The sequence below is a fragment of the Bifidobacterium sp. UTCIF-39 genome (assembly GCF_006408715.1).
In the GTDB taxonomy this organism is placed as follows: domain Bacteria; phylum Actinomycetota; class Actinomycetes; order Actinomycetales; family Bifidobacteriaceae; genus Galliscardovia; species Galliscardovia tissieri.
In genome coordinates this window covers 136,173-160,192 of sequence record NZ_JEOG01000005.1, presented here as the reverse complement: position 1 = coordinate 160,192, position 24,020 = coordinate 136,173, and the positions used below count along the sequence as shown (strand labels likewise).

The 24,020-nt window shown below is 62.0% G+C and carries 19 protein-coding genes and 1 tRNA gene; 3 read left to right on the top strand and 17 right to left on the bottom strand.

Annotated elements, in window-relative coordinates:
* The first annotated feature begins 49 nt into the window (after positions 1 to 49).
* Together EP30_RS03510 and EP30_RS03505 are read left to right on the top strand one after the other, a co-directional pair.
* Positions 50 to 1,999, top strand: a complete 1,950-nt coding sequence (locus EP30_RS03510) for an FtsK/SpoIIIE domain-containing protein (protein ID WP_181160768.1) — start codon at positions 50 to 52, stop codon at positions 1,997 to 1,999.
* A gap of 98 nt (positions 2,000 to 2,097) precedes the next feature.
* Entirely contained in the window at positions 2,098 to 2,376 is a 279-nt protein-coding gene (locus tag EP30_RS03505; protein ID WP_093961469.1) for a WhiB family transcriptional regulator, read from the top strand.
* 218 nt (positions 2,377 to 2,594) lie between these two features.
* Here the strand turns inward: EP30_RS03505 and EP30_RS03500 are convergent, their stop codons facing one another.
* A complete protein-coding gene (locus tag EP30_RS03500; RefSeq protein ID WP_140556156.1) occupies positions 2,595 to 4,076 on the bottom strand; it encodes a sensor histidine kinase in 1,482 nt (493 codons plus the stop codon).
* A gap of 221 nt (positions 4,077 to 4,297) precedes the next feature.
* Here EP30_RS03500 and EP30_RS03495 point away from each other — a divergent pair, with 221 nt between their 5' ends.
* Positions 4,298 to 5,164: a hemolysin III family protein gene (locus EP30_RS03495; RefSeq protein WP_094663774.1), complete on the top strand. Its 867-nt coding sequence runs from the start codon at positions 4,298 to 4,300 to the stop codon at positions 5,162 to 5,164.
* A gap of 113 nt (positions 5,165 to 5,277) precedes the next feature.
* Here the strand turns inward: EP30_RS03495 and EP30_RS03490 are convergent, their stop codons facing one another.
* The 16 genes from EP30_RS03490 to EP30_RS03415 all read right to left on the bottom strand — a co-directional run bounded on the left by EP30_RS03490 (position 5,278) and on the right by EP30_RS03415 (position 23,870).
* Positions 5,278 to 5,763 (bottom strand): transcription elongation factor GreA, encoded by a 486-nt coding sequence (locus EP30_RS03490; protein ID WP_094663666.1) that lies wholly within the window; start codon positions 5,761 to 5,763, stop codon positions 5,278 to 5,280.
* Between the two features lie 79 nt (positions 5,764 to 5,842).
* Positions 5,843 to 6,253 (bottom strand): FKBP-type peptidyl-prolyl cis-trans isomerase, encoded by a 411-nt coding sequence (locus tag EP30_RS03485; protein WP_140556154.1) that lies wholly within the window; start codon positions 6,251 to 6,253, stop codon positions 5,843 to 5,845.
* 146 nt (positions 6,254 to 6,399) lie between these two features.
* Positions 6,400 to 7,026, bottom strand: a complete 627-nt coding sequence (locus EP30_RS03480; RefSeq protein WP_140556151.1) for a 4-hydroxybenzoate polyprenyltransferase — start codon at positions 7,024 to 7,026, stop codon at positions 6,400 to 6,402.
* Between the two features lie 160 nt (positions 7,027 to 7,186).
* Positions 7,187 to 7,266, bottom strand: a tRNA-Leu gene (locus EP30_RS03475).
* 85 nt (positions 7,267 to 7,351) lie between these two features.
* A complete protein-coding gene (locus EP30_RS03470; RefSeq protein WP_140556149.1) occupies positions 7,352 to 8,359 on the bottom strand; it encodes a Ppx/GppA phosphatase family protein in 1,008 nt (335 codons plus the stop codon).
* Positions 8,356 to 8,994 carry a DUF501 domain-containing protein gene (locus EP30_RS03465; protein WP_140556146.1) on the bottom strand — a complete coding sequence of 213 codons (639 nt, stop codon included), beginning with the start codon at positions 8,992 to 8,994 and terminating at the stop codon, positions 8,356 to 8,358. The genes EP30_RS03470 and EP30_RS03465 overlap by 4 nt, the downstream gene beginning before the upstream one ends.
* Entirely contained in the window at positions 8,991 to 9,638 is a 648-nt protein-coding gene (locus EP30_RS03460) for a septum formation initiator family protein (RefSeq protein WP_140556144.1), read from the bottom strand. The genes EP30_RS03465 and EP30_RS03460 overlap by 4 nt, the downstream gene beginning before the upstream one ends.
* Positions 9,639 to 9,748: 110 nt before the next feature.
* Positions 9,749 to 11,047, bottom strand: coding sequence for a phosphopyruvate hydratase (gene eno, locus EP30_RS03455; protein ID WP_094663654.1), 1,299 nt, complete (start codon positions 11,045 to 11,047; stop codon positions 9,749 to 9,751).
* Between the two features lie 140 nt (positions 11,048 to 11,187).
* Positions 11,188 to 12,630 (bottom strand): DHA2 family efflux MFS transporter permease subunit, encoded by a 1,443-nt coding sequence (locus EP30_RS03450; protein WP_140556141.1) that lies wholly within the window; start codon positions 12,628 to 12,630, stop codon positions 11,188 to 11,190.
* Entirely contained in the window at positions 12,627 to 13,184 is a 558-nt protein-coding gene (locus EP30_RS03445) for a MarR family winged helix-turn-helix transcriptional regulator (RefSeq protein ID WP_140556138.1), read from the bottom strand. The genes EP30_RS03450 and EP30_RS03445 overlap by 4 nt, the downstream gene beginning before the upstream one ends.
* A gap of 117 nt (positions 13,185 to 13,301) precedes the next feature.
* Positions 13,302 to 14,120: an aminotransferase class IV gene (locus EP30_RS03440; RefSeq protein WP_140556135.1), complete on the bottom strand. Its 819-nt coding sequence runs from the start codon at positions 14,118 to 14,120 to the stop codon at positions 13,302 to 13,304.
* Positions 14,113 to 15,717, bottom strand: coding sequence for an anthranilate synthase component I family protein (locus tag EP30_RS03435; protein WP_140556133.1), 1,605 nt, complete (start codon positions 15,715 to 15,717; stop codon positions 14,113 to 14,115). The genes EP30_RS03440 and EP30_RS03435 overlap by 8 nt, the downstream gene beginning before the upstream one ends.
* Positions 15,714 to 19,331 carry a transcription-repair coupling factor gene (gene mfd, locus EP30_RS03430; protein ID WP_140556131.1) on the bottom strand — a complete coding sequence of 1,206 codons (3,618 nt, stop codon included), beginning with the start codon at positions 19,329 to 19,331 and terminating at the stop codon, positions 15,714 to 15,716. Before mfd ends, EP30_RS03435 begins: the two co-directional genes overlap by 4 nt.
* Positions 19,321 to 19,920: an aminoacyl-tRNA hydrolase gene (pth, locus tag EP30_RS03425; protein ID WP_140556231.1), complete on the bottom strand. Its 600-nt coding sequence runs from the start codon at positions 19,918 to 19,920 to the stop codon at positions 19,321 to 19,323. Before pth ends, mfd begins: the two co-directional genes overlap by 11 nt.
* Complete coding sequence (locus EP30_RS03420; RefSeq protein ID WP_258185350.1) at positions 19,920 to 20,510, bottom strand: GNAT family N-acetyltransferase; 591 nt, start codon at positions 20,508 to 20,510, stop codon at positions 19,920 to 19,922. Before EP30_RS03420 ends, pth begins: the two co-directional genes overlap by 1 nt.
* Positions 20,511 to 20,642: 132 nt before the next feature.
* Positions 20,643 to 23,870 carry a UPF0182 family protein gene (locus tag EP30_RS03415; protein WP_140556128.1) on the bottom strand — a complete coding sequence of 1,076 codons (3,228 nt, stop codon included), beginning with the start codon at positions 23,868 to 23,870 and terminating at the stop codon, positions 20,643 to 20,645.
* Between the last annotated feature and the right edge of the window lie 150 nt (positions 23,871 to 24,020).

The window sequence follows — 24,020 nt, the reverse complement described above, 5'->3', positions numbered from 1 at the left end:
TGTGCGCTGCCCCTTGCGCTGGCCGTCAGGCGCGGTTCACACTCGGGGCATGACTACCTCACGAACAACACGAGCCGGCTCTCGCACAGCAGGAGGCGATGGCTCGGGATTGCTGCTGCTGTCCATGATCGCGCCCGTCGCCGGACAGGCAATGATGCTGGTGATGATGATCATCGAACGTCGTTGGATGTTCGTAGGGCTTATCGTTCCCGGCCTCATTGGATGTCTGGCTTCGGCACTGGCCAACATCGCCATGCGTCGGCGTGCGCGGTCCAATGCGCAGACCGACGCAGGCGGCGTATCATCCGGAGGTGCGCTTCCCGGTGGTGTGGCCGGCGCATCGTCAGATGAGCGAGACACCGAAGCGGCCCGGCAATGCGCCGCAATGCACATGGAGCTGGAGGAGCTGCTCGACATCGATGCCGGAGATGTCCCATCCGCGTGGAAGGGCATGGCCCGACAATGGGAGCGCGCCCGCTCCGCACAGGATAAGGGTGATCGTCGGACGATCACGTCGCTGCACACCGTACCGGTGGGTGTCACGCCGACCGGCGTATTCTCGATCAACATGCCGAAGCAGGGACCGCACGCACTGGTAGCCGGTACCACAGGATCGGGAAAATCGGTGCTGCTGGAATCATGGTGTCTCTCGCTGGCCAGCCGATTCCCACCGTCCATGCTCAACTTCGTGTTCCTGGATTTCAAGGGTGGTTCGGCATTCCGTGTGCTGCACCGACTGCCCCACACCGTGGGCTTCGTTTCGGACCTTGATCTCAAGCACGCCGTACGGGCACTGCGTTCCATGGAATTGGAGCTCAAACGTCGTGAGATGATCGTCTCCCGCGCGCATGTGGCGGATGTCAATGAGTTGAGGCATCCTCCCGCGCGCATCGTAGTGGTCATCGATGAGTTCCATGCCCTGAAACGGCAGCTTCCCGACTATCTCACCCAACTGACGGCGCTGGCCGCGCTGGGGCGTTCCCTCGGCATGCATCTTATCGCCTGTACGCAGAATCCCCTTGGCCAGGTCAGCAGTGAGATGAAGGCGAACATCGGGCTCAACATCTGTCTCCGGGTACGTGACCCCCTGCAGTCGTCCGAGCTGCTCGGGTCGAAAGCCGCCGCTCTGATCAGTCCGCAGGCACCGGGTACCGCATTCGCCTATGGCGGCGAGGAACGGGAGGCATTCCGATGCGCGGTGCCGGCCTCCAGCGAAGTCCTGACCCGCGGAGGACAGTGGGCGTGCCGATTCCTTGGCGAGCAGGCCCCTCCCCCACTGTTCTCCCCGCCGCTGCCTCAACGTCTTGAGGCGCCAGCCATGAACGATGTCACAGAAGCTCCCGATGCACCGATGATCATCGGCGTCGCCGATACCGGAGTCACGCTCGAACCGTTCCGTCTGCCGTTGGATCTCGGCAATATCGCGATCATCGGATCCGGCCCACGAGGCAAGACCACCGCGCTCATGGCCATGGCGAGAGCGCTGCTGCCACGACATGGCGTCGAGGTCATGCTGACCCGAAAGACCGCCGACGGCTATGTAACCGAGCATCCGTCGACGGGCACGATCATTGGCGACGCCACGCGTTACGCGACAGGCTTGGCGGAGGAATCGGCAGACCCGACCGGCCAGAAGCCCCGGACGCCGAACGCCGATTCCTCTCCGAAGCGGATCTGGCTCGTCGACGATGCCGACGAACTGCTCGATCCGCTGGGACGAGGTCCGGACCATGACGAATTCCATAACGCACTCGCCGATCCGCATCGTGTCGTGGTGTTCACCTTGAGCGCATCACGACACCTGAGGTTCCCCGATCACTGTGGTATACGACTGGTATTCCCTACGGGCGACCGGGCCATCGACATGATGGCAGGCATCCCCTCGCAGGCGCTGTCGCAGTTCGACGGCGACGACGTACGCATCCCGGGGCGCGCCGTACTGCTCGTGCAGGGCTCCGCCACGCCGGTACAGTGCCATGACTGCGACCCAATCTGGTGAATCTTGCGTCCAGTTGCGGAAAACCCTTGAAAAATCGTGGTATTCGTGGTTTGCTCATACATGAGAGTTTTGTATTTCGTTTGGGATCGAGGACACTTATGAGCAGTGCATATGATTGGCGCGCAAAGGCCGCTTGCCGTGACAAGGATCCGGAGCTGTTCTTCCCTGTAGGCAACACCGGTGCCGCCTACCAGCAGATCGAAGAGGCCAAGGCCGTCTGCCGTACCTGCAAGGTCATTGACGCCTGCCTGAAATGCGCCATGGACACCAACCAGGACTACGGCGTGTGGGGCGGTCTAAGCGAGGACGAACGTCGCGCGCTCAAGCGTCGCGCCATGCGTGCCCGTCGTTCAGCCGCCCTGCAGATGCAGGCCTGATGTCGTTCCGGCCTTACGGTCTAATCCGGCATACGTCGTACCGATAACCGTATATGACAAAGGTGCCTGCGTGATTCATCGACCAATCTGGTCTGATCACGCAGGCACCTTTGTCATATGCAAGTCGTATACGGAGTGTGCACGTGGCCGTGACCTATTTCAGTCATGATCAGCCACGCACACTCCCCTATTGCATCACCTGCATCACCGCACGTTCATCACTGGGCGGCACGCAGCTTCATGTCAAGCACCACACGAGTACCACCGTCACGCCGCGGCTCCCACCGTACCGAACCACCGAAATCGTTCTTCACGAACGTGTTGATGATCTGTGTGCCCAATCCCGAGCCGCTGGAGCGCGCCATGCCCTGATCGGATTCCGACGTATAGCCGATGCCATCATCCTCCACCACGATGTTGAGGCTGCTTCCTCCACGGCCCACGGAGATCCACACATTGCCTTCGGTACGCCCCTGGAAACCATGTTCCACGGCGTTGGTGACCAGCTCGGTGAGCACCAGCGACAGCGGGGTCGCATCCTGGGCCGGCATCATGCCGAACTTGCCCAGATAGGAGATGCGAATGTGCTGGTCCTTGCTGGTGGCCAGATCAACACTCATGCGCAGCAGGTCGGCGATCACCTTGTCGAAGTCGACGATTTCGTCGGCGGTCTGGCTCAGCCCCTCGTGCACCACGGCGATGGTCTCCACACGACGCATGGCCTCCTCCAGCTCGGACTTGACCTCGGGGGACTTGGTGCGGCGGGCCTGCAGACGCAACAGGGCGGACACGGCCTGCAGATTGTTCTTCACACGGTGGTGAATCTCGGCGATGGCAGCATCCTTGGTCTCCAGCTCCTTCTCACGACGACGAACCTCGGTGACGTCGCGGCACAGCACCACGGCACCGGTGCGACCATGCGGTCCGAAGAACGGCAGGGAACGCAGGGACACCGTGGAACGGTTCGCGTTGATCTCCGAATCGACGGCGGCCTTGCCGGCGAGCACCAGCGGCAGAGTCTCCGGAAGCATGTCATTCTCGTGAATCAGGGACGTGCCGATCTGGGACAGCGACTGCCCCTCCATGACGTCGACGGATCCCAGTCGGCGGAAGCAGCTGATCGCATTCGGCGATGCGTATTCCACGATGCCGTCCTCGCTGAGGACGATGAACCCATCGGATACACGGGCATTGTGACGCTGATTGAGGATGGCGTCACGATACGGGAATGTTCCCGCGGGAATCATCTCGAAGAGATTCTTGCCGGCTGCGATGCTTTCCGATTCGTATCGACCGTTGAGCATGCGGGTGGCCATGTTGGTCTCGCGAACCACCACGCCCAGCACCTTGCCCTCGCGCCGAACCGGCGCATAAACATCGCATACCGTGGTGTTGCCCACGGCACGATAGTGATCAAGTCGTGAGATCTTCTGCTCGGTCATGGCCTTGGAGATCGCACGGGCATCCTCACCCTCGATCGTCGATCCGACCATATCCTCGAATCGTACGGACATCACCGTGGAGGGACGGCACTGTCCTGCCACAATATACTGTCCGTTCGCGCCGGGCAGCACCAGTAGCAGGTCGGCGAAGCTCAGGTCGGCGATGACCTGCCAGTCGGCCACAAGATGATGTAGCCATTCGCGATCCGCATCATTGAAATCCGGATTGTTCGCTACAAGATGTGAAAAATCAACCATGGTTCTTATGCTAGCGGGTAGTCGGGGGAAAACGGGGGCCGACACGGCTCCAATACTGTTCCGCCGCATATCGGATGTCGGCATTGACACGATAGCTACGGTAGCGTAAGTTACGGTAACGTAAGCGATGCGAAAGGATACCCATGACCAGAAAGAGACGCTCCGCATCAAGGCGGCCGGCAGCGACGATCGTCAAGCCGCGGAAGGTGTCCGGCAACCGCATGGCTCCGACCAACGACCTTCCCGGTCCGGCGCAACTGGAGCGCACCCGCAAGGCGGTGCGCGAGGCATACCTTCAGGAGCGTCAGGCCAAGGCCGATGAGGTGCGTGCACGCGCGCGAGCCAAGGCCGACCGCGTCATCGCCAAGGGAGAGCTCAAGGCCCAGCGCATCATGGACAAGGCACACGGCATACACAAGATCCGTCTTGACGTGCACGGACGTCCAAAGCCTGCGATGCGCGGCTGGATCCATGCCTGTGCCACGCCACTGGCACTGGCCGCAGGCATCGTACTCATCTGCCTATCCCCCACAGCATCACTCAAATGGGCGTGCGCGGCATTCATGGCGTGCTCGCTGATCCTGTTCGGCAATTCCGCGATCTACCATCTTGGCGACTGGTCGCCCAAGGTCACCGACGTGCTGCGGCGCATCGACCATGTGAATATCTTCCTGCTTATCGCCGGCACATACACGCCGGTCTCATTCGCGCTCGAACCCTTCTGGAGGAACCTGATCCTCATCAGCATCTGGTCTTGCACGCTGGTGGCCCTGCTCATCCATGTGGTGTGGATCTCGGCGCCACGCTGGCTGTATACCATCGTGTACATCATCTTCGGCGTCTCCGGGGCCGCATTCCTCGGCTTCTTCTGGGAATCCCCCTTCGCGGGTCCCGTGGTGGTGTGGCTTATCGTCGCCGGCGGCATCTGCTATATCGCAGGAGCCATAGTCTATGGACTGCGCAAACCGGACCCGTGGCCCAAGGTCTTCGGCTTCCACGAGATCTTCCACTGCGGCACCGTCGCCGGATACGCCTGCCATATGGTCGCCATCTATTTCGTCATCGTCAGCATCATGCTGGGGCAATGACCGCATCGTTCCCCGGGGTATGCTCCGTGGAACGCGAATGGTCCGTCCCCTATTCATAAGGGAACGGACCATTCGCGATTCAGGTCAGCGTTGCCGTACAACGTCTGCTGGAATCACTCATCACCGAGCGGCTTGGCGCTCTTGATGGTCACCTTGATCTCACGGCCGTTGGGAGCCTTGTAGCTCACCGTGTCACCCACGCTGGCACCCATGACTGCGGCGCCGATCGGGGACTCGGGGCTGATGATGTCGTAGTCGGTGGCGGCAGACAGATCGTGCGCGCCGAGCACATAGACCATCTCATTACCCATCAGGTCGAGCGTGATCAGCGATCCGTTGCCGACCGTGCCTTCCGGCGGTGCCTGCAGGATCTTCGCATCGCGGAGCTTGACAGTGAGCTCCTCGATACGTCCCTGATTCTTGCGCTGGGCTTCGCGTGCGGCCTGATAGCCACCGTTCTCGCTCAGATCGCCTTCGGCACGAGCTGCGGCCACCTTGGCGATGATCTCATCGTGCAGCTTGCCCTCACGGTACTGCAGCTCCTCCTGGAGCTTGTCGTATGCCTCCTGCGTCAGCAGCAGGACCTTGTCGTCTGCCATTTGTGAATCCTCCTGGATCACCTTGAATATTTCGAATTCAGCCGACGCTCCTCATTCCCACCGAGGCGCGTCCGGCACGTCATCGAGTGGAGATGATGTCGATGACGAAGACCAGCGTGTCACTGCCGCCGATGCCAGCCTGCGGAACGCCACGAGAGCCGTAGCCGTATTCCGGCGGGATGGACACCACCAGACGGGAACCGACGTTGTGGCCCGGAACGGTCTGGTCCCAGCCCTTGATGACCTGGCCGACGCCGATGCCGAAGCTGGCCGGCGTGTGGCGCTCGAAGCTGGAGTCGAACGGGGCCTGCTTGCCCCACACCACACCGTGGTAGTTCACGGTCACGGTATCGCCCTTGCGCACCACGGGGCCATCACCCTCGATGATCTCAACGCTCTTGAGGCCCTTGGGCGCGGTCTCCGTCGGGAATTCGATCTCGGGCTTGGCACCGAACTCGGCGTTCACCTTGGGCATCGTCGAATCGCTCATCTGTCACTCCTTATACGAATATGTGAACATGCCCGCCCGATATACGGACGAGCATGGCATATAACCGTCAAAAGTATACGCAATCGAAGACAGTTTCAAGCTCCGGATCAGAAAACGTTCCGCAGGATCGACACCGGCGCGAACGATCAGTACAGCATGGCGTAGAAACGCCACAGATAGAACGCGCCCAGCAATGCGACCAGTACCAGTACGATTCCGATGACGATGGCCAGCGTCCGGCGCCTGGCAAGACGTTCGGCGAACAACGATGCACACAGATACGAGACCAATCCGACGATCACACAATTGAATACGACGGCATACAGGTCTCCCCGGGAAATCGGATCGATCCCGGCCGGTTCCAGCACCGAATTGATGAACGTGGGATACAGCAGACCTCCCCAGATGCCGAAAGCGATGGCGCCGATCACGGCATAGCAGATAGGGGCGCGACGTTCGGCGAAATTATGCGAGAGGTTGTCGGCCAGCCACAGAAAGGCAAAACCAAGAATCACCATGAACAGCACGGCAAGCATGCAGGCCACGGCGATCCAGGGGACCAGGGCGAACGCACCGGATGCCATGCTGATGATCAATGGTGCACAGATGATCTCGCATACGCACATCACGCCGGCAGCCACAATGGCCTGCGTGAGCATGATGGGCAGGGTCGGGGCTTCCGTGGAGACCGGTCCGGTCGAACGTGGGACGTTCGTCGACGTCTTCGATGATTGCGCTGATGCCTGTGAATTGGTTTCATTCTGTCGAGTCATGCGCATCATAGTGCCACGCATTTCGAAAAACCAGGTTACGAGACACACGATGATGATCACGCCACCGTCGGTTGGCATGCGATGTATCACGCTATGTCACAGCAATACGCATGTCACAGCAATACGCATGTCACAGCAATACGCGACAAAAGAGAATACGTGCCCCCGGTGGGACTCGAACCCACAAGCCGAAGCGGCTGATTTTAAGTCAGCTGCGTATACCGATTCCGCCACGGGGGCATGCCGGCAAAAAGCCGACTTGGCTATTATGCCACGAACCGGGACGGGAACGCACCCGTCCCGAAAAGTCACCGCGCAGAAATCATCATGCGGACAGCGTCCTGCGACCGAGATCAAGAACGATGCCATCAAGCAGACCATGCTCGCTGGTCACATAGGAGTTGAGTACACGATGGGCGCGCGTGCGCACCGCATCGCCGATACGGTTGAGCACGCAATTCCATACCAGTGCGCCGCCGCCGATCACATCGATACGGCCGGGGTGGATCACCGGATATTCGCGTCGTTCGGCGCGGGTCATGGTCAGCACCTTGTCGCAGGTGGAGCATGCGTCGGCGAATCCGATCACCGCACCGTCCACGGCATCACGATCGTAGTCCTTCAGGCCAAGCGCGATGCCGGTCATGGTGGTGACCGTCCCGGACACGCCGATCAGCGTGCCGGTCTTCCACGCCGGAACCTTGTCGAACGCCTCGTCGATATGCTCGTTGATATCCGCCACGGCCTGCTTGATTTCATCCCGCGTGGGCGGGTCACTCAACAGATGCCGCTCGCTCATACGCACCGAACCGATGTTCATGGAGAACGCGGCGGCGACCCTATCAGTCGGCACATCCGTACCGTCACCGCCAATGACCATCTCGGTGGAACCTCCGCCGAGATCGATGACGGTATACGGGGCAGGCGGCAGCTGATCGCCGAACTGGGTATGCAGCACCGACGTGGCACCAAGAAAACTGAGTCGTGCCTCCTCCGTGCCCGGAATCACATCGGGACGTACCCCAAGGCGCTTCTCCACCTCGTTCTCGAACTCCTCCCGGTTCTCCGCGTCGCGCGTGGCCGATGTTGCCACGAAGCGCAACGCGTCCACCGGATGCTCCTTCAGCACCGCGGCGAACTCATCAATCGCCCGGTAGGTGCGTTCCAACGCATCATCGGCGAATCGATGGGTCTTGTCAACATCCTGTCCCAGCCTCACCACGCGCATGATACGGGGAACCTCGACGCTCATGCCGCGCTCTCCCACACGGGCGATCATCAGACGGATCGAATTCGTGCCGCAGTCAATGCCGGCAACCCGTACATCGCTCATCGTGCATCATCCCTTTCTATGGTCGCGTCCGAATGGTCCTCGGCATTCGCTTCTTCGTCGTCGACAACGCCATAGGGCACCGAACACCGGCATACGGACGGATCAAACTGCGCCTTGACACGTCGCAGTACGTCATCGGCAATGGGATTCACTCCCCAGCCCATCACCAGCGCCTGACCGGTCAACGCGTGCAGACACTTGACGCGCACCGGCATGCCGCCGGCGCTGATGCCGGCGATATGACTTTCGTCATCACCCAGACGCTCCGCAAGCTGATGGCGGAACTCAAGATACATCTCATGGGCGCGTTCGTATGCGGCTTTCACCTCAGGCTCCTCCTGAACCCGACGCGTATACTCGGTCATATCGCCGTCCGCCTCCAACCGGGACACCGCCTTCACCGCCTCGGGAGAGGTGAGATAGCAAGTAGTGGGGAACGGGATCCGCTGTTCGACCAGAGGCCGGGTGATCACCGCCAGAGGATTGCCGCAGACGCAACGGGCGCCCACCGCGACCATGCCACGGGGGAATCGTCCCAGCTGACGCTGCACCACATCCACGTCTCGCTGGTCGAGACCCTGGCTCAGACGCTCCTGCAGAATCTCCGTCACCTTGCGGATATCGTCGTTGTTCATTGACCTTCCTTCGTAGTGTTAGCCGTGCTGTTGGAGCCGGTGTTTCCTGTGGTGCCGTCGCCACTCGAGCCGGAGGATTCGGAGGATGAGGTCTCCGACGCATCGCCGGCGCTCTTCGTGGTGCCCTTGTCCGCCTTGCCGAACGACGAGAACATGTCCTTGTACCAGGGACGCGTCTGCCCCGTGTCCGACGGAGTGGATGCTTCGTCATTCCCCGTGGCGGCGTCTCCAGTCACGGCCTCGGGATGAAGCACACGTACCGAACGCTCACCGGGGAAGACGAATCCCAGACGCTCACGGGCCTGGGCCGTGACATAGGCGTCATCGTCCCAGCGTTTGATATCGTTCTCAAGCTCGGCCTTTTTCGCAACCAGAGCCGCCTCCTGATTACGCAGCGAATTCAACTCGGCCAGATTCAACGCATACGTATGGAACGTGGACAGCAGCTGAATGGATCCAAGGATCACGATGATCACGGCGATGAAGAACGTCAACGGCATGGCGGAGGAGCGAACGGCTCCCTGCTGCCCTTTGGATGTCGTCTTCCTGTTCGCGGCTCCTGTGGCCTTTGGAGATTTCCCGTTTCTGACGGTGTTGCTCCCTTTTCCTCCGCGAGAGGTTGTTTTGACACCCGGTTTGATCATATCTATGAAAATACCCGCCGCATTCGACTAGGAATGCGACGGGTATGCGCTATACGCTAACGCCTATTCGGACATGTCGCCGACAGGCGTCAAGACGACGAAGAACTCGCTCAGGCAGCGATGTACTTCTTGCAGGCCTTGAAGGCGCTGTAGCCGGCGTACTGAGCGGTGGAGCCGAGCTCCTCCTCGATCTCGAGCAGGCGGTTGTACTTGGCAACGCGCTCGCCACGGGCCGGAGCACCGGTCTTGATCTGACGGGTGTTCTTGGCGACGGCCAGATCGGAGATGGTGGTGTCCGGGGTCTCGCCGGAACGGTGGGAGACCATGGAGGTGAAGCCGTTAGCGGTGGCCAGCTCGATGGCGTCGAGGGTCTCGGTGACGGAACCGATCTGGTTCAGCTTGACCAGCAGAGAGTTGGCGGCACCCAGATCGATGCCCTTCTGCAGACGCTTCGGGTTGGTGACCAGCAGGTCGTCGCCGACGAACTGCAGACGATCGCCGAGCTTAGCGGTGATCTTGGCCCAGTCTTCCCAGCCTTCTTCCTGGTACGGATCCTCGATGGAGACGATCGGGTACTCGTCGATGAGCTGCTCGTAGAAGTCGAGCATGTACTCGGCGTCACGGTCGTCGCCCTCGAAGTGATACTTGCCGGTCTCCTTGTTGTAGAACTCGGAGGAGGCAACGTCGAGGCAGATGCCGATCTGCTTGCCGGGCTCGTAGCCGGCGGCGGAGATGGCGTCGACGATGTAGTTCAGGGAGTCCTTGTTGGACTTCAGCTTCGGAGCGAAGCCGCCCTCATCGCCAAGGCCGGTGTTCAGACCTTCCTTCTTCAGGACGTTCTTCAGGGTGTGGTAGACCTCGACGCCTGCACGCAGAGCCTCGTGGAAGGTATCGAAACCGTACGGGGAGATCATGTACTCCTGAATGTCGGTGGCGAAGTCGGCGTGGGCACCACCGTTCATGATGTTCATGTTCGGAACCGGCAGGATGTGGCCGTTGGTGCCGCCGATGTAGCGGTACAGCGGCAGTTCGGCGGACTCAGCGGAGGCGTACAGGGCGGCCAGGGAGACGCCGAGGATGGCGTTGGCGCCCAGACGGCCCTTGTTCGGGGTGCCGTCGAGCTCGATCATCAGGTCGTCGAGAGCACGCTGGTCGGAGGCGTCCATACCGATGACCTTCGGAGCGATCTCTTCGTTGACGGCCTTGACCGCGTTCAGAACGCCCTTGCCGCCGTAGACGGACTTGTCGCCGTCGCGACGCTCCCAAGCCTCGGCTTCACCGGTGGAGGCACCGGAGGGAACGAGGCCCAGACCCTGAGCGCCATCCTCGGTGTCGAGGACGACCTCGACGGTCGGGTTGCCGCGGGAATCGAGAATCTGACGCGCGTAAACGCTTTCAATAGCTGCCACAACTACTCCTTAAGACAAATATGTTGTGCTGACGAACACCAAGCGTAATGCCTTTTATGGACGAAGGGCAATGTTTCGTCGGAACGATTTCCAAAATACGGCGTGGCGTCATATTGCGTTTACCCCATCCATGGGCGCGCTCACGCGTCGACCTCGCGCAATTCCACATTGCGATCGCTGACCTTGGCCATGATCAACGCGACGATCAGACCGACGACGGCAAGACCGACGAACACTGCCATGGAACGCGCAAACGCCTGCAGATACGCCGCATTCCCATTGATACCATCGGATGTCGCCTGCGCCGCGAACTCGGTGATCAGCGTACTGGCAACCGCCGTGCCGATAGCGCCGGCGAGCTGCTGCACCGTATTGAGCACGGCCGATCCGTCGGCGTTCAACCGCATGGGCAACTGGTTGAGCGTATGGGTCTGGTCGGGAACGAGCACGAAGCTCGCACCGCCCATGAACAGCAGGTAAAACGCCGCCACGGCCCAGATGGACCCGGCCATCATCAGTGCGACGTTCACCACGGCGAGCGCCACGAATCCGCAGATGATGAACTTGGGAGGATAGTGCTTTTTGAGCAACGATCCGATCAGCGGTGCCCCGATGGCCCCGGCGACGGCTCCGGGCAGAAGGACCAGCGCGGATGCCATGCTGGTTTCGCCGTAGCCGCGTTGCAGCAGGATCGGCAGCAGGAAGTTCACCCCGAGCACGCTTCCGCTGCTCATGAGGATGATGAGAATGCCGAGTGTGAATCCGGGATGGGTGAAGGTACGTACCTCAACCAGGGGCCGTTCCATGTGCAGCTGCATGCGGGCGAATACGGCGAGCGCGATGATCGCCACGGCGAGCGTGGCCCAGACCCGCCAGTCGCCGTTCCATTCGGAGAAGAAGCTGACGGCCACGATGATGCCGCTGAGTCCGATGGCGGCGAGCAACAGCGATGGGATGCTGATGGTTCCGCGCTCCCCTTTGCGGATATCCGGAACCGTGGTGATGCCGAGCGAGAACGATATCGCAAGGAATGGCAGCATGATGATGAAGATCCAGTGCCAGTTGAGATATTCCATGACGACACCGCCGAAGACCGGTCCGATGGCCGGTGCCGCGCAGGTGACGAGGCTGACGAGTCCGAGCATCATGCCGCGCTGGGCGAATGGCGCCTTGTCGAGGATGATCGTGGTCAGCAGGGGCAGGGAGATACCGGTGCCAAGTGCCATGACGAGTCGCGCGGCGAGCAGCATGGGGAAGTTGATCGCCATGGCACCGAGCAGCGTTCCCGCCGAGAAGACGATGACGGCGACGGCGAAGAGCGCTTTGGTCGGGAATCGTCGCACGAGGAACGGCGAGCTGGGTATAGCCACGGCGAGCAGCAGCAGGTAGCCGGTGGTGAGCCATTGCACGATCGCCGCGGAGATGGAGAACTCCTCCATGAGCGCCGAGTAGGCGATGTTGAGGGAGGTTTCGGAGAGAATGCCGAGGAAGGTGAGCAGCGCAAGGGCCACTACGGTGACGATCAAGGTGCCGCCTACGGCGCGTTGCGGTTGTTCGGAAACGTTTGGCTTGGTTTCGGTCATCGGTCGGTTCCTTTGCTGTCGCTGTCGGGTCCGTTGGTCTTGTCGCGTTGGATGAGGTCGGCGTGCATGAGTCGCAGAGCTGTGTTCAATGTGTCTACCGTGGTGTTGCATTGGTCGACGGCGAGTGGGGCGAGCACGTGCATGAGATGTGCGTGGTACTGCTCGACGTACGTGCGCCGGCATGTCATTCCCTGCTTGGTGAGCGTGAGCGTCACTGCTCGGCGATCGTCGGCGGTCGCGTGTTTTTCCACGAGGCCGAGTCTGACGAGTTCATTGACGAGTTTGGTGACGCTGGGCGTGGTGACGTCGAGGAAGGCGCTGACGTCGCCGACACGTGCGACGGCGGTGTGCTGCCCCGATGGTTCGTTGATGTGCCATATGGCGTCGATCACATGGACGTGGCGCGGTTTCATGCCCTTCGGCAGGCTGGGCAGCAGCTCGGTGATGCGCTTTGCCTTCCAGCAGGCGTCGAGCAATCTGCGCACGTCTTCGACGTTCAGTGCTCCGCCGCCGGTCTTCTCCGCCGGAGAATCATTCGGTTCGTTGTCGGACATACGATCAATATCCTTACTATTGATAATTACGAAGAGTCATTACCAATGATAAGTATATAGGCGTTCACGACATGAGATACGAAACAGCCGGTGAGCCAGCACCGGCGGCAATGAGTGTCAGCGCCCAAACAGCCCGTACGGACTGACGGAGAATCGCGCCTCGCCAAGAACGGCGACCGGACGCACGCCCATCAATGAGTTCGTGGCGTAGCATGCGTCGAATCCAGCCAGATCATCAGGACGAATATGCGTTTCCACCGCGTGGTGCATCTCGCACACGCGCTGGCGCACGGTCCCCGGAAGCAATCCGCACTCGACGGCCGGCGTATACCAACGGTTGTCCCTGACGAAGAACAGATTGGCATTGGTGGCCTCGCACACCTCGCCGCGGGAGTTGAGGAACACCGCCCCGTCGAGTCCCAGATCGTGCGCCTTGCGGAATTCGAGGATGTTGTCGCCTTGATTGAGGGTCTTGTGGTACGTGAACAATGAACGCTCGTTGCGCCGAGTCGTGCACCATCCAAGATGCAGCGCACGGTCGGGGCCCCAATCGTCATAGGGGTTCTCCCGGTTCGTGATCACCGTGTTCGCCTCGGAGAGGATGATCTTGACCACGGCGGACGCCGCACCCTCCAGATCGGCTTCATGCAGGTACTCGCCAAGGGTCCATCGCAGATCATCATCGCTGGGAACGTCGATGCCCAACGCCTCCGCGCCCTTGCGCAACCGGTTCAGATGACGGTCAAGCATCATGATCCGACCGGACCGCAGTGCCATGGTCTCGAATACACCGAGACCGAACTGATATCCCTCATCCAGTGCGATCGTTCGGCGCTTAGGTCCGCTTTCGGGTTCGCTCGTCGATGTGACGTCGCTTTCCGTCGTTGTTTCCGCAGGTTCCTCAGGCTGCCGATCGGCAGTGTTCGATTCAGTCATGCCATCCCTTTCGCGTGTCGCACCCCAAGGCGGACAGGAGGGCCTCGGTTTTCTGCATGGCCTCGTCGTATTCGAAGTCAGGATCCGAATCGAGGGTCACTCCCCCACCACCGCCGATACTATACGCACCGCCGACAGCGGCGTTCCCCTGATGTATCGCCATACGAATCAGAATGCTCAGATCACAGTCGCCCGACGCATCGATGTACCCCAGACTTCCAGTATAGGCGCCACGGGCGCTGTGCTCATACCGATCGATCAGCGTCATGGCGCTGTGCTTCGGAGCTCCGGTGATCGACCCTCCCGGGCTCAGTGCAGCCAGCACATCAGCAATCGTACGCCCCGGCGAAACGTCCGCCTCCACGGTAGAGACCAGATGGAACACGTGCGGATATGCTTCAAGTTCGGCGAAGCCGGTGGTCGACACCGTCCCCGGCATGGCGATGCGACTCAGATCGTTACGTTCCAGATCGGTGATCATGAGCAGTTCGCTACGATCCTTGAACGAATGCTCGAGCTCACCGCGCAGACGATCGTCCTCCGCAACGTCTCGACCTCTCGGCCGAGTGCCCTTGATCGGCTGGGTGACGACATGCCCTCCCCGGCTTTCCAGAAATCGTTCCGGAGAGGAACTGATGATCTGCCAGTCCCCGGCGTCGAGGTAAGCCATGAACGGTGACGGGTTATCGGATCGCAGTCGGTTGAACATGACCGGAGGCGCGATGAGGCTCCTGACGCGCAGACGCAGCGAATAGTTCGTCACGTAGATGTCCCCGTCACGCATGCGCCCGCACAGGGCCCTGATGCCTTCGCAGTAGGATGCGCGGTCATGGTCGGACGACCAGCCGGCAATGGTCGTGCCATGGCCGTCACGGCGCGGAACGGCACCAGGCATGATGCCGTCCATCATGTCATGGACCGATGGCACGCCGGTCGCGGTCCCGCGTTGGCGTCTACGAGAGTTCCAACGTTCGATGATGCGCTCGGCACCACCGGGCATACGACGGTGGGAGACCAGCGTAACCGTGCCGGCGAGCATGTCCTCAATGAGGATGTCGTCGAACCACCACCAGGCGGCATCGGGAATCGCCGACCGGGAGTGACGCGACCGGATGCCCTCGCGACGCAGCCCGTCATCATACGACATGAACCCCATGACGCCGTCGGCCAACGGCAGGCGCTCGCCGGTGACGGGATCCGATGCCACCGGCGCAGCCATATCGGCGGATCGGCCGGAGCGTTCGGACAGCCATTCCCCCAGCAGGGCGAGGGCGTCGCCCTCCACGGTTGCGCCGCGCCAACGCCCATCAGCCGCCAACGATTCATCCCGCACCCGGTCTCCGATCTGCAGAAGACGACGGTAGGGATGCAGGCCAAGCATCGTATACCGTCCGCCACGGGCGGAATGCAACAGCATCATGGCACCGCGCCCGTCGGCGGACATCGTCTCGGCGAGCGCGTCGGCCATGTCGGCCACCGGATGATATGGCAGCGGTGTCACGCTCGGGGCACTCGGACCGTAGGCATCGGAGACGCTGACTGCCGTAGCGGATGAGTTCGACGCGGTTGTGCCCATCGCGTCATCCATGCCGGTCATGCCTTGGGAGCCTTGGACGCCTTGGCGGCCTCGGCTGCCTTGGCCGGCCGATGCTTCCACGACAGGTCGTCGAGCAGCTGGTTGACCCAGTCAAGCACGGCCTGCGAGTCCATCGGCCCCGAGCCCATCGATCCCTGGAACGGAGTGGCGATGAGATACTGGTGGGTGACGGGTCGATACTGCAATCCCTTGTATATGCGGGCCATGCGCATCGCCACGGATTCGGGAGGATCGATTTTGCCGACGCGTACGTTACGCCCCTGGGTCACGATCTCCTCAAGTCCCATGTCGCGGGCGCGGGCGCGCAGACGGGCCACGGCGAAGAGCGTGTCGAGCTGGGTGGGGGGTGTGCCGTAACGGTCGGTGAGCTCCTCGCGCAGTTCACGGAAATCGTTCTCGTCACGCGCGGCGGCCATCTTGCGGTAGGCCTCGAGTCGGAGCTTGTCGGAGTCGATGTACTCCTCGGGGATCGACGCGTCCACCGGCAGGTCGACGGTCACGGACACCGGCTCCTTGCGGTCGGGTTCCTTGTACTCCTCCACCGCTTCGGAGACCATGCGCACATACAGGTCGAATCCGACTCCCTCGATGTGCCCGGACTGCTCGCCGCCCAGCAGGTTGCCGGTGCCTCGCAGTTCAAGGTCCTTCATGGCCACGTCGTAGCCGGATCCCAGGGCGGTGTTCTGTGCGATGGTTGAGAGACGGTCATGCGCCGTCTGCGTCATCGTCTTGGACGGGTCGTACAGGAAGTACGCGTAGGCGCGTTCACGCCCTCGGCCCACGCGTCCGCGCAGCTGGTGCAGCTGTGAGAGTCCGAAACGGTCGGCGTGATCCACGATCAGCGTGTTCGCATTGGAGATGTCAAGTCCGGTCTCGATGATCGTGGTGCACAGCAGCACGTCGATGTCGCGATGCCAGAAGTCACGGATCACCGCATCAAGCTGTTTCTCGCCCATCTTGCCGTGGGCGATGCCGATGTTCGCCTCGGGCACGAGCTCCTTGAGATGCGCGGCGAGTCGCTCGATGCCGTCCACGCGGTTATGCACGTAGAACACCTGTCCGCCGCGCAATAGTTCTCGGCGGATGGCGGCGGTGACCTGTGCGTCCTCGTAGGCGCCCACATAGGTGAGCACCGGCAGACGGTCCTCGGGGGGCGTGGCGAGGGTGGACATCTCGCGGATGCCGGTGATCGCCATCTCCAGCGTTCTGGGGATAGGCGTGGCGGACAGGCTCAGCACGTCAACGTTCGTGCGCAGAGCCTTGAGCGCCTCCTTGTGTTCCACGCCGAAGCGCTGCTCCTCGTCGATGATCACCAATCCCAGATCCTTGAACCGGATCTTGGGGCTGAGCAGCTTGTGCGTGCCGATCACCACGTCCACGGTTCCGTCGGCCAGTCCCTCGGTGGTCTCCTTGAGCTGCTTGGCGGTCTGGAAGCGGCTCATGGCGGCCACGTTCACGGGGAATCCCTCGAACCGTTCGGTGAAGGTCTCGTAATGCTGCTGCACCAGCAGCGTGGTGGGGACGAGCACGGCCACCTGCTTGGAATCCTGCACGGCCTTGAACGCGGCACGCAAGGCGATCTCCGTCTTGCCGAAGCCCACGTCACCGCAGATCAGACGGTCCATCGGCACGGGCTTCTCCATGTCGGCCTTCACCTCGTCGATGGTGGTGAGCTGATCGGCGGTCTCCTGATATGGGAAGGCGTCCTCGAGCTCCTTCTGCCACGGCGTGTCCGGACTGAACGCGAATCCCTTCGCGCTCTGGCGAGCCGAGTAGAGCTTCACCAGATCCTGGGCGATCCGCTTGACGTGCTTGCGGGCCTTCTCCTTGGTGGCCGCCCAGTCCGAACCGCCGAGCTTGTTGAGCTTGGGCACATCCGCGCCCACGTATTTGCTGACCTTGTCGAGCTGGTCCGTGGGGATGAACAACCGGTCCGGCGGGGCGCCGCGCTTGCTCGGCGCATATTCCACGACCAGATACTCCCGCTGCGAACGGGCCTTGCCGGCACCGATCGTACGTTGTTTCATTTCGACGAAACGTCCGATGCCATGCTGGTCGTGCACCACGTAGTCGCCGGGCTTGAGCTCCATGAGGTCGATGGCCTTGCGACGACGCTTGGGGGTTTTGGCCTGGGCCGCCACGCCGGACTTTCCGGTCAGGTCGCGTTCGGTGAGCAACGCCACGCCGGCCGCCTCATCGACGAATCCGTCCACAGCGCATGACGGTACATAGTCGACGCGGGCTATGCCCGCCATGTCGAGCGCCCGTCGCAGACGGGACAGTGTGCCCTTGGCGGCGGCGGTGACCGTGACCGCCATGCCGCGGTCGAGCAGTCCTTCCACACCTGCCGTGGCCCGTGATTCGACGCCGCGGTATTCCTCGGGGGCGTCGGCGGCGAGCTGTACGTACCCGTCGCGCGAATCGTCGACCTTGAAATCGGTGAGCTGCCACACCTGACGTTCGGAGACGACCAGGGATCGTACGGCATCGTCGTAGTCGATGAAGCTGGCTTCGTCGAAGCTGATCGGAGCTCCCGCGCCGCCTCCGGAAGCGGCGACGTGCCAGCTGGCGGCGAGGAATTCGTCGGCCGTCTTGTTGAGATCCTCTCCGGCCCTTCGCAGGCGTTCGGGATCGCAGAGCATGATCACCGATCGCTTGGGCAGCAGCGACGGCACCGGGGTCAGATCGTCCACGAGCGCCGGCAGCAGCGACTCCATGCCTTCGACGGGGATGGACTGGGCGATCGATTCGAGCATATCCGCGGCGGCGGGAATCCGCCCGATCAGCGTCTTGGCGCGCGTCTTCACCGCGTCGGTAAGTTGCAACTCACGGCATGGTGTGGCCCAGACGGCGGGCACGTCATCGCCGTAGGTGCGCTGGTCCGATGCATGGAATTCACGGATCGTGTCGATCTCATCGCCGAAGAACTCGATGCGCACCGGATGCGCGACGGTGGGCGGAAACACGTCGAGGATGCCGCCACGGACGGCGAACTCCCCTCGGTCCATGACCAGTTCCGTACGGGTATAGGCGTTCTGGATCAGCCGGCGCACGGCATCGTCAAGCGACAGCTCCTCTCCAGGGCGGAACACCAGCGGTTCCACATCGCCCAATCCCGCCACCACGGGCTGGATCAGCGAGCGCACCGGCATGACGAGGATGCGGATTGGGCCGAACATTCCATGTCCCGACTGCGGGTGAGCGAGTCGGCGGAATACGGCCATGCGACCGGCGACGGTATCGCTGCGCGGCGAGAGTCGCTCATGCGGCAACGTCTCCCATGCCCGAAGCACGGCGATGTCATTCGGATCGCCGGCATACCATGACCGCAATGACTGCGTGGTCTCCTCCGCATCACGGCCGGAGGGGACCACCATGACCACGGTCCGCCGCTCATCATCGGACCGATCGGCGTCCGCGGCGCAAACGGCAGCGGCAAGCGCCGGTCGGATGCCAAGAGGGGCGCCGATGGTCAACCGGGATTCAAGGGCCGCGGCAGAACCGGCGTCCTCTCCCCCATTCACGACATCGGCGAATCCCCTGTCGCCGGCAAGACCGGCGAGCAGCGGGGCGAGCGTGCCGTCGATCGTGCCGGCCGAACGCTTATCGGCCATTGAACTTCTCCTGGGCGTGGCTCAGACCGTCGATGATGATCGTCTCGGCGGCGTCGGCACCGTCGGCGAGGAACTCGGGAAGCTGCTTGCGCTGCTGCGGCGAGAAGCCGCCGAGCACCCAGTTGACCGTGTTGTCGTGCGCATGAGGGCCACGCTGGGCATGGCCGACGCCCAGTCGGACGCGGGAGTACTTGTTGGTGCCCAAAGATCGGTCGATGGATTTGATGCCGTTGTGTCCGCCGGCCGAACCGCCGGCCTTGACCTTGATGCGGCCGAAGTCGAGGTCCATGTCGTCGTGGATCACCACGATGTGCTCGGCCGGGATGTCGTAGTAGGCGCTGATCGACGACACGGCGTTGCCGGATTCGTTCATGTAGGTCAATGGCTTGGCGAGGAAGAACTTGACCCGCTGCCCGCCGAGCGACATGACGCCCTTGCCGAGCTTCGCGAGTCCCTTGTGGTCGGACAGACTCACCGACCATCGTTCGGCGAGCACGTCGGCGCACATGAAGCCCATGTTGTGTCGCGTGCCTTCATACTTCGATCCGGGATTGCCCAGTCCTGCGATCAGCCAGAAATCGGATGCCATCATTCCCCCTGTCGGTTGCCGTCGGTCGAGTCCGCCGCGTTGTCGTCGGCGTGTGTGTCAAGATTCCTGTACCAGTACGCCACGTCGAGCAGACGCGTGCCGTTGCAGCATGCGGCGGGCAAGTATCCATAGCGTTCGAAACCGAACTTGTGCATGAGCGCGGTGGAGCCGACGTTGTCGGCGAACACCACGCATACGGCGATGCGGAACCCGATGCGGGTCGCCGCCTTGACCAGCCAGTCGACCAGCATGGTGCCGAGCCCCTGCCGTGCATACGCCTTGTCCACGTAGTAGCTGAATTCGGTGATATCGGAGTATCCCGCGCGGGCATGGTATTTCGACAGTGACGCGAATCCGGCGACCTTGCCATCGACCTCGATGACGACGACCGGATACTGGTTGCGTGGATTGTGCGAGTACACCCATTCACGCCGCTGGTCGAGATTACGCGGGGTGAGATCGGCGGTGCTGCCGCCGACGACGACCGCCATGTTGTAGATGCGGGTGATATCGCTCAGATCATCGTCCACGGCGTCGCGGATCACGATGGTCCGACCATGGGAATACGTAGTGGAATAGGTCTCATTCAATAACTGCACGGCAATAGTGTATACCGGTGCCGGAAAACACGGCGAGGGGCCCGTACCGTATCGTGGCACGGGCCCCTCGCCGATGTTCGAAGCGGTGCGGCCGCTCAGGACCGCATCACATTCCGGTCATCATCACTGGCCGGACAGCTGCATGGCCTTGTTCAGGGAGTCCTGCAGCTTCTTCTGGGCCTCGCCGTAGGCGCTCCAGTCACCGTTCTTCATGGCGGTGTCGGAATCCTGCATGGCCTGACCGGCGTCCTTGAGCGCCTGCTGGAGCTCGGGGGACATCGTGGTCGTGCCGGACGACTGGCCGTCGGCGGTGCCGGATGTGTCGGACTTGCCGGAATCCGTGGTGCCGTTCTGCTGTCCGGAGGCAGGAGTCGAGGAGGTTCCCTTGGATGCGTCGCCCGCCGCGGCACCCGAATCACCGCCGAACACCTGGTCCAGCGCCTCATCGAGGGTGTCGGCGAATCCGACCTGATCACCGAACGCCACGAGCACCTTCTTCAGCAGCGGGTAGCTGGTGGAACCGCTCGACTTGACATACACCGGCTGCACGTAGACGAGTCCGCCACCGAGAGGCAGGGTGAGCAGGTTGCCACGCTCCACATTGGTGGAACCGGATTCGAGCAGGTTGAGTTCCTTGGACACATCGGCGTTGGCGTTGAAGTTGTTCTGCGCCTGTCCAGGACCCGGTACGTTGGTGTTCTTCGGCAGTTCCAGCAGCCTCAGCGTGCCATAGTTCTTGCCGATCACGCCCTTCTCGTTGCCTGCATCCGAGTCGACGGACAGGAATCCGGTGAGGATCTCCCTGGTGGACGAGCCGGCAGGAATGTAGGTGGAGGTGAGCGAGAACGTGGGCTCCTTGGTTCCCGGAGTCTGCATGGTCAGGTAGTACGGGGGCTGCTTGATGCCGGCGTCCTGATCCTTCTTCGGCTCGGTCGGGTCGGTGGGCGTCTGCCAGAAGTCCTCGCCCGAGAAGAACTGGTTGGCGCTCGTGACGTGATACTGGGCCAGCAGCGAGCGCTGCACCTTGAACAGGCTCTCCGGGTAGCGCATGTGGCTCATCAGATCGCCGCTGATCTCGGAGATCGGCTTGTACTGGTTGGGGAAGATGCTCTCCCATGCCTTGAGTACCGGATCTTCGGTATCCCACGCGTACAGGCTGACCGAACCGTCATAGGCGTCGACCACGGCCTTGACCGAGTTGCGGATGTAGTTGGCCTCCTGGGAGCCGAGTCCCTTGACGGTGTTGGACGTTTCGGTCAGGGAGTCGGCGGTGGCCGCGCCCAGATCGGTTTTCTGCGAGTAGGGGTAGGCGTCGGAGGTGGTGTAGCCATCGACGATCCACTTGACGCGACCGTCCACGACGGCCGGGTAGACGCGACCGTCGAGCGTGAGGTAGGGGGCCACCTTGGCCACGCGGGTCTGCGGATCACGATCGTAGAGGATCTGCGATTCGTTGTTCACTCGGTCGGAGAACAGGATCTGGTCCGAACCGAAGCGGATCGCGTACAGGATGCGCGTGAACAGGTTGCCGATGCGCGGACCGCCCTCGCCCGTGAACGTCGTGGTCGCTCCCTGGGATCCCGTCGGGTAGTCGAACTCCCATGAGGCCGTGCCCTTGGGGGCTCCCACGATCGAGTAGTCGGGAGAGTTCGGCGAGAAGTAGATGCGCGGTTCGTAGTGCTGGGATTCGGTGAGCTTGCCCTGGGTGGGCACGCCGTATTCGAAGAACTCGGGCTGGCCGTCGGCGGTGACCTTGTTGCCGTAGGCGGCGACGACACCGTAGCCGTGCGTGTAGACGGTGTGGTCGTTCACCCAGTTGCGGTTGTCGTTGCCGGCGAGGTTGATGTCACGTACGCCGATGACCGTGTCCTGGCTCACGCCGTCGATCTCGTACTTGTCCACCGCAAGCGTGTCGGCGAAGGTGTAGTACTGCTTGGACTGCTGCAGCTGCTTGAACGTCGGGGAGACGACCTGCGGATCAAGCAGTCGGATCTGCGCGGTGGATTCGGCATCGGACGCCAGTGCGCCGGATTCGCCGGCGGTGGTGGCGTCGTACTTCTCCACCTTGATGTTGCCCAGTCCATACGCCTTGGTGGTGGCGTCGATGTTGCGCTGGATGTATGTGGATTCCAGCTCCTGCGCGTTCGGGTTCACCTTGAAACGCTGCAGCAGCACCGGGTAGACGACGGTGAGCAGCATGGAGGCGACGACCACGACGGCAACGGCGACCACGGGAGTGCGCCATGCCCTGAGCGCCTCGCCGGCGGATGTGGCGGGTGTGGCGTTGCTCAGCGACTTGGTGAGCATGATCCACACGCCGAGCACCACGCCGAGCAGCGCGATGAGTACGGACATGACGATGGTGACAGGGATGGTGGCGTGCACCGAGGCGTAGGCCGCGCCGGTGATGCGATCACCCTGTTCGGTAAGCGTGGAGAACACGCCAAGGCCCATGCGGGCTGCCCAGGCGAGGAAGAACAGGATCAGCCAGATGCCGATCTGTCGACGGGCACGCTTGGTCATGTCGAAGATGGAACGGCCCTGCGTCGGCATGGTCAGGCGGATGCCACCCATGAGCACATGCGTGATGACGGAGAATACCAGACCCATGGCGAGCAGCGTGAACACTGCCATGACCACGAGTTTGAGACCGGGCAGGACGAACACGTAGAATCCGGTGTCCAGACCGAACTGCGGGTCCGTGGAGCCGAACGACTGGTTATGGAACAGCAGGAGCACCTCGGCCCAGTTGGCGTTAAATTGGGCACCGAACACCAGACCGACCAGCAGGGAGATGATGAACGCGACGCGTCGGGCCAGCTTGGAGCCGACGCCGGGCTCGATCTCCATCACACCATCCCGGACTCGGATCTTGCTGCCGTCCTCAAAATCCGGGCGCGCGCGGATGGCGAGCAACGCGGACACATAGGCCACCAATGCCACGAGGATCGCATACGCCACCCACAGGCCGATACGGACACCGTAGGTGGTCCAGATCACGCTGGAGAAGCCCAGCTGCGTGTACCACATGACCTCGGTGATGAATTGCGACAGTCCGAAGACAAGGCCGACGACGACCAGCAGGGCCACCACCACGCCGATGAAGATCTTGTTGCCACGGCTCATGCCCGTCGGGGAGCCGCCTGACGCCGCACGCGGGATGCGGGGAAAGTTCGGGGGGACGTTGCCTCGCCCGGGACCGGAGGAGCCGCGATGTTCCTCGTGGCTCTCGTCACCGTCGACGGTCACATTGAGGATCGTGGGATCATCATCGTCCCGTCCTCGTGATCCACGTCGACCGTTGCGGGGGTCGAAGGGGTCGGGGAAACCAAACATATCAAATAAAGACATGCATCCACCTTACCGTAGACCGGTAAACGAGTGGGAAAACATGGAAAACCGACTGCGAAAACGCTTGCGCCATTGGCCGACGACGGATTTCGTTCACGGCGAAATCATCGGGGGCGACGATGCGATCCGTTCCAGTCGACATCGCCTTCG

Bases quoted from the DNA above. Each gene is read 5' to 3' on its own strand.
- pth (WP_140556231.1), bottom strand. From the start codon at position 19,920: ATGGCATCCGATTTCTGGCTGATCGCAGGACTGGGCAATCCCGGATCG.
- EP30_RS03470 (WP_140556149.1), bottom strand. From the start codon at position 8,359: ATGAGCGATGTACGGGTTGCCGGCATTGACTGCGGCACGAATTCGATC.
- mfd (WP_140556131.1), bottom strand. From the start codon at position 19,331: ATGGCCGATAAGCGTTCGGCCGGCACGATCGACGGCACGCTCGCCCCG.
- EP30_RS03465 (WP_140556146.1), bottom strand. From the start codon at position 8,994: ATGAACAACGACGATATCCGCAAGGTGACGGAGATTCTGCAGGAGCGT.
- EP30_RS03435 (WP_140556133.1), bottom strand. From the start codon at position 15,717: ATGACCGGCATGGATGACGCGATGGGCACAACCGCGTCGAACTCATCC.
- EP30_RS03500 (WP_140556156.1), bottom strand. From the start codon at position 4,076: ATGGTTGATTTTTCACATCTTGTAGCGAACAATCCGGATTTCAATGAT.
- EP30_RS03510 (WP_181160768.1), top strand. From the start codon at position 50: ATGACTACCTCACGAACAACACGAGCCGGCTCTCGCACAGCAGGAGGC.
- EP30_RS03415 (WP_140556128.1), bottom strand. From the start codon at position 23,870: ATGTCTTTATTTGATATGTTTGGTTTCCCCGACCCCTTCGACCCCCGC.
- EP30_RS03440 (WP_140556135.1), bottom strand. From the start codon at position 14,120: ATGACTGAATCGAACACTGCCGATCGGCAGCCTGAGGAACCTGCGGAA.
- EP30_RS03445 (WP_140556138.1), bottom strand. From the start codon at position 13,184: ATGTCCGACAACGAACCGAATGATTCTCCGGCGGAGAAGACCGGCGGC.
- EP30_RS03490 (WP_094663666.1), bottom strand. From the start codon at position 5,763: ATGGCAGACGACAAGGTCCTGCTGCTGACGCAGGAGGCATACGACAAG.
- EP30_RS03505 (WP_093961469.1), top strand. From the start codon at position 2,098: ATGAGCAGTGCATATGATTGGCGCGCAAAGGCCGCTTGCCGTGACAAG.
- EP30_RS03480 (WP_140556151.1), bottom strand. From the start codon at position 7,026: ATGACTCGACAGAATGAAACCAATTCACAGGCATCAGCGCAATCATCG.
- EP30_RS03450 (WP_140556141.1), bottom strand. From the start codon at position 12,630: ATGACCGAAACCAAGCCAAACGTTTCCGAACAACCGCAACGCGCCGTA.
- EP30_RS03460 (WP_140556144.1), bottom strand. From the start codon at position 9,638: ATGATCAAACCGGGTGTCAAAACAACCTCTCGCGGAGGAAAAGGGAGC.
- EP30_RS03485 (WP_140556154.1), bottom strand. From the start codon at position 6,253: ATGAGCGATTCGACGATGCCCAAGGTGAACGCCGAGTTCGGTGCCAAG.
- EP30_RS03495 (WP_094663774.1), top strand. From the start codon at position 4,298: ATGGCTCCGACCAACGACCTTCCCGGTCCGGCGCAACTGGAGCGCACC.